At 67.3% G+C, this 13,520-nt stretch carries 15 protein-coding genes; 8 read left to right on the plus strand and 7 right to left on the minus strand.

The features are described 5' to 3' along the window. Window positions 1-26: 26 nt before the first annotated feature. Window positions 27-1,031: a ferritin-like domain-containing protein gene (locus tag ACM6LR_RS26265; protein WP_414944706.1), complete on the minus strand. Its 1,005-nt coding sequence runs from the start codon at window positions 1,029-1,031 to the stop codon at window positions 27-29. Between the two features lie 214 nt (window positions 1,032-1,245). Between ACM6LR_RS26265 and ACM6LR_RS26270 the strand changes: the two genes are divergently transcribed. Next, window positions 1,246-1,479, plus strand: a complete 234-nt coding sequence (locus tag ACM6LR_RS26270; protein ID WP_414938461.1) for a hypothetical protein — start codon at window positions 1,246-1,248, stop codon at window positions 1,477-1,479. 18 nt (window positions 1,480-1,497) lie between these two features. Here the strand turns inward: ACM6LR_RS26270 and ACM6LR_RS26275 are convergent, their stop codons facing one another. Both ACM6LR_RS26275 and ACM6LR_RS26280 read right to left on the minus strand, forming a co-directional pair. Next, on the minus strand, window positions 1,498-1,719 hold the full coding sequence (locus ACM6LR_RS26275) for a hypothetical protein (RefSeq protein ID WP_414938462.1): 222 nt from the start codon (window positions 1,717-1,719) through the stop codon (window positions 1,498-1,500). Between the two features lie 58 nt (window positions 1,720-1,777). Then, the gene (locus tag ACM6LR_RS26280; RefSeq protein WP_414938585.1) at window positions 1,778-3,253 is read right to left on the minus strand and encodes a SulP family inorganic anion transporter; all 1,476 of its coding nucleotides are present in this window, start codon (window positions 3,251-3,253) and stop codon (window positions 1,778-1,780) included. A gap of 304 nt (window positions 3,254-3,557) precedes the next feature. Here ACM6LR_RS26280 and ACM6LR_RS26285 point away from each other — a divergent pair, with 304 nt between their 5' ends. Continuing rightward, window positions 3,558-4,286 (plus strand): hypothetical protein, encoded by a 729-nt coding sequence (locus ACM6LR_RS26285; protein ID WP_414944707.1) that lies wholly within the window; start codon window positions 3,558-3,560, stop codon window positions 4,284-4,286. Window positions 4,287-4,770: 484 nt separating this feature from the next. Here the strand turns inward: ACM6LR_RS26285 and ACM6LR_RS26290 are convergent, their stop codons facing one another. After that, complete coding sequence (locus ACM6LR_RS26290; protein WP_414938464.1) at window positions 4,771-6,423, minus strand: glutamate--tRNA ligase; 1,653 nt, start codon at window positions 6,421-6,423, stop codon at window positions 4,771-4,773. A gap of 182 nt (window positions 6,424-6,605) precedes the next feature. On the opposite strand from ACM6LR_RS26290, the gene ACM6LR_RS26295 reads away from it, so the two are divergent. The 4 genes from ACM6LR_RS26295 to ACM6LR_RS26310 all read left to right on the plus strand — a co-directional run bounded on the left by ACM6LR_RS26295 (window position 6,606) and on the right by ACM6LR_RS26310 (window position 10,434). Continuing rightward, window positions 6,606-7,841, plus strand: a complete 1,236-nt coding sequence (locus ACM6LR_RS26295; protein ID WP_414944708.1) for a hypothetical protein — start codon at window positions 6,606-6,608, stop codon at window positions 7,839-7,841. Continuing rightward, window positions 7,838-9,370 carry a substrate-binding and vWA domain-containing protein gene (locus tag ACM6LR_RS26300; protein ID WP_414944709.1) on the plus strand — a complete coding sequence of 511 codons (1,533 nt, stop codon included), beginning with the start codon at window positions 7,838-7,840 and terminating at the stop codon, window positions 9,368-9,370. The genes ACM6LR_RS26295 and ACM6LR_RS26300 overlap by 4 nt, the downstream gene beginning before the upstream one ends. Next, complete coding sequence (locus ACM6LR_RS26305; RefSeq protein ID WP_414944710.1) at window positions 9,357-10,130, plus strand: hypothetical protein; 774 nt, start codon at window positions 9,357-9,359, stop codon at window positions 10,128-10,130. Before ACM6LR_RS26300 ends, ACM6LR_RS26305 begins: the two co-directional genes overlap by 14 nt. Window positions 10,131-10,257: 127 nt before the next feature. Continuing rightward, window positions 10,258-10,434 carry a hypothetical protein gene (locus ACM6LR_RS26310; protein WP_414938468.1) on the plus strand — a complete coding sequence of 59 codons (177 nt, stop codon included), beginning with the start codon at window positions 10,258-10,260 and terminating at the stop codon, window positions 10,432-10,434. On the opposite strand, the gene ACM6LR_RS26315 is transcribed toward ACM6LR_RS26310, so the two are convergent. Continuing rightward, the gene (locus ACM6LR_RS26315) at window positions 10,381-11,322 is read right to left on the minus strand and encodes an MBL fold metallo-hydrolase (RefSeq protein WP_414938469.1); all 942 of its coding nucleotides are present in this window, start codon (window positions 11,320-11,322) and stop codon (window positions 10,381-10,383) included. The genes ACM6LR_RS26310 and ACM6LR_RS26315 overlap by 54 nt on opposite strands. Before the next feature lie 82 nt (window positions 11,323-11,404). Here ACM6LR_RS26315 and ACM6LR_RS26320 point away from each other — a divergent pair, with 82 nt between their 5' ends. Both ACM6LR_RS26320 and ACM6LR_RS26325 read left to right on the plus strand, forming a co-directional pair. Next, window positions 11,405-12,265 (plus strand): LysR family transcriptional regulator, encoded by an 861-nt coding sequence (locus ACM6LR_RS26320; RefSeq protein WP_414938470.1) that lies wholly within the window; start codon window positions 11,405-11,407, stop codon window positions 12,263-12,265. 39 nt (window positions 12,266-12,304) lie between these two features. Beyond that, window positions 12,305-12,721 carry a hypothetical protein gene (locus tag ACM6LR_RS26325; RefSeq protein WP_414944711.1) on the plus strand — a complete coding sequence of 139 codons (417 nt, stop codon included), beginning with the start codon at window positions 12,305-12,307 and terminating at the stop codon, window positions 12,719-12,721. A gap of 87 nt (window positions 12,722-12,808) precedes the next feature. On the opposite strand, the gene ACM6LR_RS26330 is transcribed toward ACM6LR_RS26325, so the two are convergent. Together ACM6LR_RS26330 and ACM6LR_RS26335 are read right to left on the minus strand one after the other, a co-directional pair. Further along, window positions 12,809-13,018 (minus strand): DUF2945 domain-containing protein, encoded by a 210-nt coding sequence (locus ACM6LR_RS26330; RefSeq protein WP_414938472.1) that lies wholly within the window; start codon window positions 13,016-13,018, stop codon window positions 12,809-12,811. Window positions 13,019-13,020: 2 nt separating this feature from the next. Beyond that, window positions 13,021-13,509, minus strand: coding sequence for an MSMEG_6728 family protein (locus ACM6LR_RS26335; protein WP_414938473.1), 489 nt, complete (start codon window positions 13,507-13,509; stop codon window positions 13,021-13,023). Window positions 13,510-13,520: the final 11 nt, after the last annotated feature.

Genomic DNA, 13,520 nt, shown 5'->3' on the forward strand with positions numbered 1-13,520 from the left:
GGTCGCAGCGATCGGGTGAGCGGGGCTCAGCCGTTGGCCGCGCTGGTGTTGACCTCTCCATTGACGCCCTTGGGGAAGAAGCCGCCGGAGGTGGCGGCCTTGGGCGTCAGGTAGACGATGTTGAGGACCTGGCCGGGGGAGCGGCTGAAAGCGATGCCATTGGCGTCGGTGGGCACGATGTTCGCCCGGCCGTTCTTGTCGACGACTCCCTGGTCGAGGTCGGTGGTGCCGTCGAGGCTGTCACGCGCGTTGGAAAGCTTGACGCTGGCTTCGCGGAGGTCCCTGCCGAGCAGGCCGAGCCCGAGCAGCCCGCCGGTGTGCTGGTAGAGCGCAGTGCGGATGTTCGCGGCGTGGTATGCCTCGACGGCGAGGATCCCGGCCGCGGCTTCGAGGTAGGTCTTGTTGCTGATCAGCGGCGCGGCGCCCTTGTAGGCGGTGACGCCGACGTCCTCGAACAGGTACGCCGCCAGCAGGAAGTTCTCCTCGCAGGCGAACGCGTCGAAGCTCTGACCTCGTTTGACCAGGCCCGCGGCTTGCGCGGCGGCCGTGAAGCTGGCCTGCAGATCGATCGCCGGACGGCTGACCGCCGCCGAACCCAGCGCGGAGCGCAGGAACTCGACGTGCGCCTTCTCGTCGCCCGCGATCTCCTGGGCGTACTGTTTCGCGGCCTTCGTTTTGAACTTCACCGCCCGGCCGCCGGTGACCCCGCCGCGGGTACCGGTCCCGGTGGTCGACGAGTCGGCGAGCCCCTTCCCGGTGACCGCGTGCAGGTAGAACTCGGCTTCGAGGTATTCGAGGTTGAGGGCGAAGTTGAGTACCGCGCCGTCACTGACGCCCTCGGCTTCGGCGGTTTTCACGGCGGCCGGGCGCGAGGTGACGGCGGAGGCCGCCGGACCGGCCAGACCACTGAGAGCCCCCGCCCCGACGACGCCGAGACCGGTCACCCCCGCGGCCCGCAAGAAACGGCGGCGGTCCTGTGCGTTCTCCGCACTGCGGTTGATCATCGAAGCGGCGTAGCGCTTGCCAAACACGGGCGATCTCCTTCCCGCCCGGGGTGGCTCCGCACATCACCGGGCGATTCCCGAGCACCGCGGTGTCACCGCGACGCGGGGGCTGGATCTTCGTGGACCGACCATTTCGAGGCAGCTCGGCGATCGGATTGGTCACGGCCCGGAAAAGGATGCCGACCTGGGACAGTTCGGCGCTACCCTTGCGGAAACTGACTTCATCTGCGGGGGAGCGGACATGGTCGGAATCTGGATAGGGCTCGGCGTACTCGTCCTGGTGATCGGCATCGCCGTGCTCACCGATCTGCGCGACCGGGGGCGAGGCGGAACCCGCAAGTTCATGCTGCCGAGCTGGGCCTCGCGGCGGGCGGACTACACGGAGAACGACCTGGTCCACGGGCGCTGGGTGGAAAAGTCGCCGCGTGAACAGGACGAAGAACTCCGGCGCCGGTACAAGGCCGTCGACGAGTAAACCGTCCGAAGTGGATGGTCAGGCGGCGGGCCTGCTCCATCGCCAAGCGGCGTGCAGGGCGGCGATCAGGGCCTCGTCGTCGTCGAAGGTCGGTTCGTCGCCGATCGGCACCCAGGTCCGGTCTACGACTTCGCCATCGTGATGGCGGACCACGGCGATACCGGAATACGACAGCGCCGAGTGCCCGGCGGCCACCTGCCTGGACTCCCAGCGCAGCTGGACAACGCGCTCAGCGCTCATCGACCACAACTTTCCGTACTTGCGTACTGAGTAAGTCGTCTGTCGGGCCCCGAGCGTTTCACCCTGTGTGGCCGCCGGTGAGTTCTCCGGAAAGCTTGCCGTGCAGGGTGGCGCTGTGCTCGTCGAGACCGATGATCTCGACGGTCTTGCCCCGAGCCCGGTACTTGCCGGTCACAGCGTCGAGCGCGGCGACGGTGGAGGCGTCCCAGATGCGGGCGCCGGTGAGATCGATGACGACGGAGTCCGGGTCGTTCACGTAGTCGAACCGGTGGACGAGGTCGTTGCTGGAGGCGAAGAACAATCCGCCGGTGACCGCGTAGACGACCTGCGAGCCGTCCGGGTCGGTGACCGCGGTGACCTCGACCTGGTGCGCGACGCGGCGCGCGAAGATGACCATCGCGACGATCGAGCCGAGGACGACACCGATGGCGAGGTTGTCGGTGGCCACGACGACCGCCACGGTCACGACCATGACGATGATCTCGCCCGCGGGCAGGCGCTTCAGCGTCGCCGGGGCGATCGAGTGCCAGTCGAAGGTGCCGAAGGCGACGAGCACCATCACCGCGACGAGCGCCGCCATCGGGATCCTGGACACCAGTGGGCCGAAGACGATGCACAGGACCATGAGGAAGGCCCCGGCCAGGAACGTGGACAGCCGCGTTCGGGCACCGGCGGTCTTCACGTTGATCATCGTCTGGCCGATCATCGCGCAGCCGCCCATGCCGCCGAAGATGCCGGTGACGACATTCGCGACACCCTGGCCGATCGCCTCGCGGGTCTTGTTCGAACGGGTGTCGGTGATGTCGTCGACCAGTTTCGCCGTCATCAACGATTCCATCAGCCCCACCAGTGCGAAGGCGAGCGCGTACGGGGCGAGCAGGGCGAACGTACCCATGGTGAACGGGACGTCCGGCAGTCCCGGCACCGGCAGGGAGGACGGCAGCGCGCCCTTGTCGCCCACGGTCGGGACCGCGATCCCGGCGCCGATGGTCAGCGCGGTGAGCGCGACGATCGATACCAAGGGCGCCGGGACCACCTTGGTGAAGCGGGGGAACAGCACCATCAGCACCAGGCCGGCGGCGAACAGCGGATAGACCGGCCACGGCACGTCGATGAGTTCGGGCACCTGCGCGAGGAAGATCAGGATGGCGAGCGCGTTGACGAAGCCGACCATGACGCTGCGCGGGACGAACCGCATCAGCTTGGCCACGCCGAGGGAACCGAGCGCGATCTGGAACAGCCCGCCGAGGATCACGGTGGCGATCAAATGCCCGAGGCCGTGTTCGCGGGCGATCGGAGCGACCACGAGCGCGATCGCGCCGGTGGCGGCGGAGATCATCGCGGGCCTGCCGCCGACGACCGAGATCACCACGGCCATCGTGAACGACGCGAACAATCCGACGCTCGGGTCGACGCCCGCGATGATCGAGAACGAGATCGCCTCCGGGATCAGCGCCATGGCCACCACGAGTCCACCCAGGATCTCGATGCGGGCGACCTTCGGCGAAAGCCAGGAAGGCCTGGACGGCCGCATGCGGGACAACGACAGCGAAGACGATGAGGGCACGCGGCAACCTGACGTGATCGGAGTGGGATGCGAGAAGTCAGGTTAGGCCCGCGCGTGCGGGTGCGAACAGCCGCCTCCCCGGTGGTGAGGTCTGGGTCACGATCAGGGATTTCCCTTCACACTGCGGATTCCGCTCAGGATTCGGTTCTTTTCTTGGGTTTCGGAGGAGGAATGGTCTTGCGGCAAGGCGGTGACCCCGATCACGGAAGCCTCTTGGATCGTGGGAAACTGAGGTATCGACACGGTCCGTTTCCGAACAAGAGGGGTGGAGATGCGCGACCTTGACGAGTTCGAAGACGGCCTGATCGACCAATTCCGGAATCACCCGGCGCTGCGCGGCGTCACCGATCTCCCGCAGGAGGAGCTGCAGAACGTCCTGCTGCAGCGGCGGTTCCTGTCGCTGGCGTGCACCATGGTTTACGACCTGGCGATCGACCTGCTCACTGACGAGCGGTCCATCCGGATCGCCCGCGTCATCATCCGTGAGAAGTACCCGGACAACACCTCTCCCGGCAGCACACCTTCGCACCGCGAGGACATGATGGCCGACATCCTCGCGCTCGGCGTTCCCCGCGAAACGCTGGTGCGGTCCAGGAAGTCGCTGGCCACGTCGGCCTGCGTCGACACCACCATGGAACTGATCGCCACCGCCGGCGACTCGGCGCACGCCGACGTCGAACTGCTGACGATCCTGCGACTCTGGGGCGAGGTGCTGGCCTCCGTCGAGTACGGCGAACTGTGGCGCCGGATCGGCCCGGTGCTCGGCGACAAGTCCGTCTTCTACTATCCGCGCCACATGCACGACGCGACGTCCCACCCGCTCGCCGCCGCGTCGCCGCTTTCGGACCGGCTGGGGTTGCGGCTCGTGCAGCTGATCGACTCGCGTGAGGCCAGGGAGCGGTTCCACGAAACCGAACAGGCGGTTTTCGCGGTCAAGATGGCGTTCTACGACCAGTTCCTGCCTCAGACCGTGCTCGCAGGTCCGTGGAGGACTCCTTGAGGGACTCTGGGTCTCTTGAAGTTCCCCTCACTCGCGGGTGATCGTCCCAGCAGTCCCAGCAGTCCCAGCAGTCCCAGCAGTCCCATCAGTCCCATCAGTCACAAGGGTGGTGGGGAGGTCGCTTCGCAGTGGGTGAAGGCCTCCTTCGTTGTGTCTGGCGGAGTGAAGGGGGCCTTCGTGTTCTTCATGCGGCTGATGCCGTCGTCTATCTGAGTCCGTGGAGGACTCCTTGAGGGACTCTGGGTCTCTTGAAGTTCCCCTCACTCGCAGGTGAACGTCCCAGCAGTCCCAGCAGCACCATTAGTCACAACGACACGCCTCCCCAGTACGTGAAGGCTTCCTTCCTACCTTGAGAAAAGGCAAGGGAGGCCTTCACTACGTCGCGACCAGGCGTGGGGGCGGATCGCCACACCTCGCCACGCGAAGGGCGCTTTCCCCGCATGCCACGCGGGGAAAGTCCCCTTCAGCGCGTGAGACGCGAGACCTAGCCGATGAGACCGGCGAACCGCCCCAGCGTCTCCTCGCGTCCCAGCGCCTGCGTGATGGAGTGCAGGTCCGGGCTCCGGGTCGAGCCGGTGATCGCGATCCGGATGATCTGCGAAGCCTCCCGGATGGAACCCGGGTAGCGCTCGGGGTCCTTCTTGAGCTCCTTGGCGTTCTTCGCGAAGCCGTGCTTCGCGGCCACGTCGCGGATCTGCTGGAACCACTCCTGGCCGTCGTCGAGTTGCTGGTAGTTCTCGACGAAGTCGCGCGCCACGGCCTGGACGACGTCGCGGTCGACGCCGAGGGCGGCGATGCGCTCGTCGCCGGGGCTCTCGACGGCGGCGTGCAGCTGCGGGAAGAAGAAGCCGTAGACGGCGCGGAACTCGCTCCACTTCTTCAGGTCCTTGCGCGGGTTCTCGGCCCCGTCACGCTCGACGGCCAGCGCCCGGAGAGCGAGGTCGGGCTCGGCGTCGAGGACGGTCCGCAGCGCGGGGTCGAACCGCTCGGCCCAGGTACTGACCTCTTTGAGGATCTCGGCGCCGGGCAACGTGGCGATGTGGTCGGCCGAGATGTCGTCGAGTTTGACCAGGTCGACCAGCGGGCCGGCGACGCCGCATTCGTCCAGGTTGATCGGCTCGGTCAGGGCCTGCTCGAGCGGCATCTCGGCGAGACGGCCGTTGGCGAGGCCGCGCAGGTAGTAGAGGACGGCCTTCGTGGGGTAGCCGGACTCGATGTAGAAGTCGACGCTCGCTTCCGGGTCCTTGCGCTTCGACAGCTTGCGCTTGCTGCCGCCTTCCTGCTTCATCAGCGGCGCGATGTGCGCGTACGTGATCGGCTCGAAGGCGAGTGCGTCGAACAGCTGCTGGTGCGTCGGCACCGACGAGATCCACTCGTCGCCGCGGATGACCAGGTTGACGCGCATCAGGTGATCGTCGACGGCGTGCGCGAAGTGGTAGGTCGGCAGCCGCGGGCTCTGGTCGGAGCTCTTGAGGATGACGACGTCGTTGCGGTTGGCCTCGGCTTCGAGCGGGCCGCGGATGGCGTCGGTAAACCTGGCGCGGGCGCCGGTGTCGTCCGGCGCGCGGAACCGCACGACGTACGGGTCGCCGGCGTCGAGCTTGGCCTGGACGTCGGCGGGGTCGGCGTCACGCCAGATCGCCCAGGAGCCGTAGTAGCCGGTGGGCAGCTTCGTGGCCTGCTGCCGGGTGGTGATCGCCGCCAGTTCGTCCTTGGTGGCGAAGTCGAGGTACGCGCGGCCGAGGCGGAGCAAATGACGGACGTAGGTCAGGTAGATCTGCTCGCGCTCGGACTGCTGGTACGGGCCGTAGTCGCCGCCGCGGTGGATGTCCTCGTCGGAGGCGAGACCGAAGTAGGCGAAGCCGCGCTCGAACTGGTCGATGGCCCCTTCGACCTCGCGGGACCGGTCGGTGTCCTCGACCCGGACCAGATAGCGGCCGCCGCTGCGGCGGGCGACGTCCTGGTCGATGGTGGCGACGTAGACCCCGCCGATATGGACGAATCCGGTGGGCGACGGGCCGAAGCGGGTGACCATGGCGCCCTCGGGGAGGTCGCGGGCGGGGTAACGCTGTTCCCAGTGCTCGGGTTCGGGCAGGTCGGCGGGGAAGAGGGCGTCGATGACTGCTCGGTCCAGCATGGCGGTTCAGATCTCCCGGCGTCGTGGTGCATGGCTGTTTTCGCCACCGAAGAGCCTAACCGTCCGGCCTCCCGGCCTGGTGGGGGTGGGTCCTGAAGCGGGAGGAAGCCGAATCGAGACGTGCTTTTCCGTCGGTGCAACCCGGTAAAATGGGCCTCGCCGGACATTCGGGGAGGAAATCGGTGACCACCGATAGATCACTTCGTGAAGAACCCCAGCTCACCATCCGACCAAAGCCTTCGGCGTTCTTTTTGCGCCGCCGTTTCCTGCGCAGTTTCGGGCCCGCGCTGGCCCTCGCCGTGAGCGGCCTGATCGTGCTGCTCCTGACCGGGACGGTCGTGGTGCCCTTTCAGCAGACACTGGTCCTGCGCGGCAAGATGGGCTCCAAATCGGATCTCTTCGAGGACGCGAAGATCCAGGAGATCCTGATGCGCCGTCACATCCGGGTCCACGTGACCAGGGCGGGCTCACGGGACGCCGCCACCCACGACCTCAGCGAGTACGACTTCGTGTTCATGTCCGGCGAGCCCGCCGCGGGCCTCGTCCGGCGGTCAAGGGCGAACCAGTGGACGGGCAGCGCGCGGCAGCCGTTCACCAGTCCGATCGTCCTCGCCACGTACCGCCGCTACGCCGAAACACTGGCGCGCAAGGAGATCGCTTTCAAACCGCCGGGGCAGGACCCGCTCTACTACACGCTGGACACCGAGAAGTTCATCCAGGCGATGAGGAGGAAGGCGACCTGGGACTCGCTGGGCGTCGGCGACTTCGGCGCGGCGAACGGGAACCAGGTGCTGGCCCAGACCTCGAACATCTGCGACTCCAATTCCGGTGCGACGTACCTGATTCTCCTGGCGTTCCTCGAAAACGGCCGCCATGTCCCGGTCGTCGATCCGCAACGGGCCGGTGCGCCCGCCGGGCCGCCGAACCTGTCGAGCGCCAAGGAATTGGCAGGCCGGGTCAAGCCGCTCGTGGCCGCGCAAGGCTTCCCGTCGACCGACCTGTCGGAGTCCTACGCGAATCTGGCGGAGGGTGACAGACCGATCGTCGTCATCTACGAGCACCAGTACCTCGCCATGCAGTTGCGGGCCAAGGCGCAGAGCGGGCGGCCGGACCTTGACCGCGTCCTGCTGTACCCCAAGGACAACATCCTGACGAAGCCGCAGTTCCTCGCCCTGAAGCCGGCAGCGGAACGCTTGGGCGAACTGATCACCTTCGATCCCGATCTGCAGCGCCGCGCGATGGAGCTCGGGTTCGGTGTCGCGACCCCGGCCGGCAGTACGAAAAGCGCGCGGTTGTACGACTTCCTGCGCGAACAGGGGTTGCCGACCCCGGACATCGCGGACAACGACAGCACCACGCCATTACCGGACAACCTGGTGCTGGAAGAGATGATCAAGACCGTCGGGGACTGCTCATGAAGCGATTCCTGATGGTCCTGTGCTGCCTGCTGCTGGTGGCGGGCGCGTGTACGAGCGGTGGACAGAAGGTGACGCTGCGCGTCCTGGCCAGTCCCGAACTCGCCGATCTCGGGCCGATCCTCGACGACCTCCGCGGGGAAACGGGAATCGACCTGGAGATGGATTTCCAGGGAACCGTCAACACGAGTACCGCCCTCATCCCCGGCAGGGCCACGCACGATCTCGCCTGGATCTCCACCGACCGGTTCTTCCAGCTCGACTTCAGGCGGGCCGCGGACAAGGGCGAACGGCCACTGGCCACCAAGACCATGATCTCGCCGGTCGTCGTCGGAATGACGTCGGCGAAGGCGGCGGAACTCCGCCGCGGCAAACCGGACGGCAAACTGTCCTGGGCGGACCTCGCGGACGCCGCCGCGAGCGGTTCGTTCCGGTTCGCGATGGCGAACCCCGCCACGGCGACCAGCGGGCTCATTTCTCTCGTCGGGGTGGCGACCGCGGCCGCGGGCACCGGGGCGGCTCTGCGGCTGGAGGACGTGAAGTGCGACAAATTGCAGGGTTTCCGCACTGGGCACACGATCACCGCGGACACGTCGGCCGCGTTGACCGATCGGTTCGCCGAGCGCCAGGAAGTCGACGCGATCATCGGCTACGAGTCCACTTTGCTCAGCCTGAACGGCAGCGGCAGGCTCAAGGCGCCGCTGGAACTGGTGTACCCGCGCGATGGCATCGTGCAGGCGGAATACCCGATCCTCCTGCTCGACCCGGCCAAACGGGAGGTGTACGACAAGGTCGTCTCATGGGTCAGAAGTCCGGCGACACAGAAGAAATTGATGGAAAGAACCCTCCGGCGGCCGGTCATCGGTGAAGTGGGGCTCGATCCGAGGTTGCCCGCCTCGACCGGGAACTCACTGTACTTCCCCGACGACCCGGCCGTGGTGGACGAACTGCTCGCCGACTACGCCGATCCCGCGAGCTGGAAACCCGGGCGGGTGATTTTCGTGCTGGATTTCTCCGGTTCGATGAAGGGGGCGCGGATCGCCGCGCTCAGGGCGACCTTCGCGGGGCTGAGCAATTCCGGTGGCGGCTTCGATCGCTTCTACCGTGGCGAACGGCTCACGGTCCTCCGTTTCGGCGGGAGAATACTTGGGGACCGGGATTTCACGATCAACGGGCCGCGGGATCTCGACGCACTGCGGGCCTTCATCGCCACCGACGACTTCGACGGCGACACCGCCGTCTGGTCGGCGCTCGGTGAGGCCTACGCGAAGGCCGGCGCCCATCGCCGGGCCGAACCCGGCCAGAACGTCTCGATCGTGCTGATGACCGACGGAGAGAGCAACGCCGGCCAGGGTATCGAAGATTTCCTTCGCACACCAAAGGAATCCGGCGTGCCCACGTACACCATCCGGTTCGGCGAGGCGAATCCCGCCGAACTCGGCCGTGCGGCCGTGGCCACTGGTGGCCGCCTGGTCGACGCGAACTCGACATCCCTGCTCGACGCGTTCAAGGAGATCCGTGGCTGCCGATAATCTGTGGTGGGACGTCTGGGGAATGTGGCTGGCCGTCTGGGTGCTGACCCTGGTCGCCTTCGTCGTCGCGATCGTGATCCTCGTGAAGCACTGGCGCCGCACGCGGTCCGACGGCGATCAGGGGATGATCCGGGGTATCGGCTTCTACCTGCACTCGAAATCCGTGATGGGCCTCTACCAGTTGCACCGCTACAACGAGGCGCTGGAGCAGGAAGTGGAGAAACGGCGGAGCCGGGGCTGGCGGTTCTGGGGATCGGGCGGATTCGGTCCGCTCAGAGGAGAATCGGAACGCACCGACACCAACGAGGAGTTCCGGCGCTACATCCACAAGGCCGAACCGATCACCGTGATCGGCATCGTGATGAAGGTGCTGGAGAAACACCACGACATCATCTACGTCGACCTGTCGGAACAGGAACTCGTCCATAATCGCGCGCTGGTCAAGGAACTCGGCTGGTCCGATGGTGCCGAGAGCACCCGCCAGCTCAAGACACGGCTGCGTGGCGTCGAAGCGTTCGTCTCGGTGAAGGGCCTGTTCCGGAAACGATCCCAGTCCGACGGCGAGACGGTTTTCGTCGCCCCGTACGGAAATCCGGACGACCCGGAGAAGAGCAGGCGGATCCGGTTCACCTGCGTGACCGGCGATCTGCGGGACACCGTGCCCGCCGGCGCGTTCCGGGCCCGATGCCTCGGCAAGGTCGAGGACTGGGACCCCGAAAGCGGCGAACTCGTCGTCCATCCCATCGCCATCTTCAAGTAACCCTCCACGGCCGAATGGAGCAGACGAAAACCACACGTCGCCCATGGCGCTTCGCACTGTCGGACGGCGGGGCCGAACCTGCACGATTCCGGTACCGAACACCGCAGGTTCGACAGGGGAGAATCCAATGCAGACCGCCGTTTCCGACGATATCCGCCGCTTCTTCGCCGACTCCGCGTTCGACGTCACCACGGTGGGACAGACCGAAGTCGACATCGTGATCGATCACTTCGACAACTGGAAGAACGTGTCAAGCGGAGGGGCCTTCGGCTGCTTCACCGGCGCCTGCTGCCTCATGGCCTGAGTGTTCCGCGCAGAAGCAGCCGACGCCCTTCGCGATCCAGTCCCGGCCTTCCCACTCGGGGTGGCGTTCGATCATCAGCGCTTCGACCTCCGCGGCGATGGTCTCCTCGGCGAGAGCCGAGTCGCGCCGCTTCCAGGTCTCTTCGCGCAGCACTTCGAGGTACTCGCGGACGTCGGTCAGGATCCGGCGTCCGGAGACGTCGCCGTGGCCGGGGACGACGATGTCCGGCTTGGCGGCGGCCAGCCGTCGCAGCACTTCGATCCACCGCGGTCCCGAGACGTCGGTGTCGTACGGCGGGAACCACGGGAAGATCGAGAACTGGCCCGCTTCGATCAGGTCCCCGGTGAACAGCACGCCCGCGTCGGGGACGGTCACCACCTGATCGCCCTTGCTGTGGGCGCGTCCGGTGGCCTCCTGGCGTACGACCCGTCCACCGAGATCGAGGTCGTACCGGTCGTCGTAGACCACGTCCGGTACGACCAGGCCGACGCCTTCCAGGTGCCGCGCGACCGGGGCGCCGAGGCCACGGAACATCTCGAGGTAGGCCGGTCCTTTGTGGATCAGGTCCGCCGCCTGCGCGCTGTTGACGAGGTAGGTCGCGTGCTCCGCGAAAGTCTGCGCGCCGAACGCGTGCTCGGGGTGGAAATGCGTGGTGGTCAGGTACAGCCTGCGGCCGCGGGCGTGCTCGGCCGCGAAGGCGAGCACCTTTTCGGCGTTGCGCGGCCCCAGTCCTGTGTCGACGACGAGTACCGAGTGCTCGCCGCCGATGACACCGATATTGGGGACGAGGTCGACGCCGAGGTTCGGGATCACCACGACGTCGCGGGCGATTTCGCCGGCCTGGCCGGTGTTGACGACGGGTTCGTGGGTGACTGGTTCGAAGGGCATGATCCGAATGTGCCGCCGGTACCCGTCCGCCGTCCAAGTCCGATCTTCCCGGCCCGATACCGGCTGGGTATCATCGCCGGTGATGGAACTCCGCCTGCTGCGCTACTTCGTGGCCGTCGCCGAGGAGAGGCACTTCGGCAGGGCCGCCGCGCGGCTGCACATGACCCAGCCGCCGCTGAGCCGGGCCATCCAGCAGCTGGAAAGCGACCTGGGGGTCGTCCTGCTGCTCCGCTCGGCCGCCGGCGTCGAGCCCACCGCGGCCGGAACCACCCTGTACGCCGAGGCCCGTACCCTGCTGGACCAGGCCGAGCGGGGCCGCGCTCGCGTGACGGCGGCGGCAGGCCCCGCGACGCTCACCGTCGGCACACTCGCCGACGGAGCGGGGGAGGCGGGCACCCGGCTGGCAGCGGCGTTCCGGCGACGTCATCCCGAGGTCTCGATCCGGTTCCGCGAGGCGGATTTCACCGACCCCACCACCGGTTTGCGCGCCGGACTCGCCGACGTCGCGCTGACCCGGTCGCCGTTCGACGAAACCGGCATCAGCGTCCGTGTCCTGCGCTCCGACCCGGTCGGGCTCGTCCTGCGTACCGGCGATCCGCTCGCCGGTCGTGAGTCACTCCGGCTGGCCGACGTCGCCGATCGACCTTGGTTCCAGCTGCCGGACGGGACGGACCCGCTGTGGCGCGCGTACTGGAACGGGGCGGCGCCGATCGGGGAGCGGCCGGCCGGCCCGGTGGTGCGCACGGTCAGCGAATGCCTGCAAGCCGTCCTGTGGAACGGCACGGCGGGTATCGCGCCGCTCGGGCACGCCCTGCCCGACGGACTCACCTGGGTGCCGTTGGCCGACATGCCGCCGAGCCCGCTCGTCGTGGCGTGGGTGACCGGGCGGGAGAGCCCGCTGATCCGCTCGTTCGCCCGGATCGCCGTCGAAAGCCACCGATGAGGGCGGTGTGAAACCGCTCGGTCCAGGGAATCAAAGGTCATGCCGGAATCACCTTCTGAACCCGACGAAGCGACCGTCGACGCCGTCGGCAAGCTGGTCGCCGCGTTCGAAACGGTCGAGCAGGCGAGAGGCCAGCTGTACGCCTTCCATCGCCTCACGGGAAGCGCCGACTTCGCACTCGACGAAGCCGCGGAGGCGCTCCGGAAGGCAGGGCACTCCGAGTGGGCCGAGCGGATCCAGAGCGAGCTGATCGGGCTCAACGTGCTGCCGGAGCGGTGGACCTTCCAGCTGGTCGAGGAGTACGACGACGGCTACTACGCGGCCTTCCGCGAGCTGACGCGGGACGTCAGCGGTGACCTCGCCGGCGGGCGGCGGCACCTGCACGAAGAGCGGATCAAGCGGCGGCGGCGGACCGACGGGCGGCCGGGACACGAGATGGGGCGGCCCAGCACCTGAGGGCCGGGTGGCAGGTCCATCAAGGCCTCCCTCTTCACCTTGAGGTCAGGGGAGGCCTTCACGGCGAGTCCCGGACAAGAGAGGCGGCTACAGGTGTTCCAGCGCGTCGGGCTTGTGGACGGCCTCACCACCGCTTTTGTCGCTGCGGACGAGGTATTGGGGCTCCTCCTTCGACGCCCGTACCGTGCGGCCGCCCGCTTCGGTGTCGGAGGTGATCTCCTTCAGAACCTCGCCCTCGGCCTGCCCGCCGTGACTGTTCCAGCGGACCTTGTCTCCTTTGTGAAAGCGTTTCGTCATCGTCACTCCTTCTCGGCGGGTGTCCGTCGTGGACGATCGGACGCGGGCCAGACATAGGGCAGGTCGTCGGGAACGTCCGGAAACTGTGCGCGGTAGTGCTCCGGTTGCTTACGGACCAGGGCGGAGCGATGACTCCGGTGGAAGTCGGCGTCACCGAGCCAGGGCGGGAGGTCCTGTCCGTCCGCCAGTTCCGCTCGAGTGCGGACCCGATCCAGCCCGGTGGCGCGGAGCAGGTCGAGCCGCAGTGTTTCGCGACAGGTGTCCTGCCTTCCCGTCGCGCACCAGACCTCGCAGATGTCGAATCCGTACCGGACGAGCGCCTCCTCGTAGCCCGCCCACATCGCCGCGGCCGGATGGTGGCGCCAGCCGTAGCCCGGCACCGTCAGTGCGCGCAGCACCTGAATGGTCTCGACGCGTTGTTTGCCGAGCCTTTGCTGGTCGAGCGCGGTGGCGGAGGCCCGGAAGTCGGCGAACGGAAGGAACGTCTGCACATCGGCGGCTT

Source organism: Amycolatopsis sp. cmx-11-32 (genome assembly GCF_047608695.1).
GTDB lineage: Bacteria > Actinomycetota > Actinomycetes > Mycobacteriales > Pseudonocardiaceae > Amycolatopsis.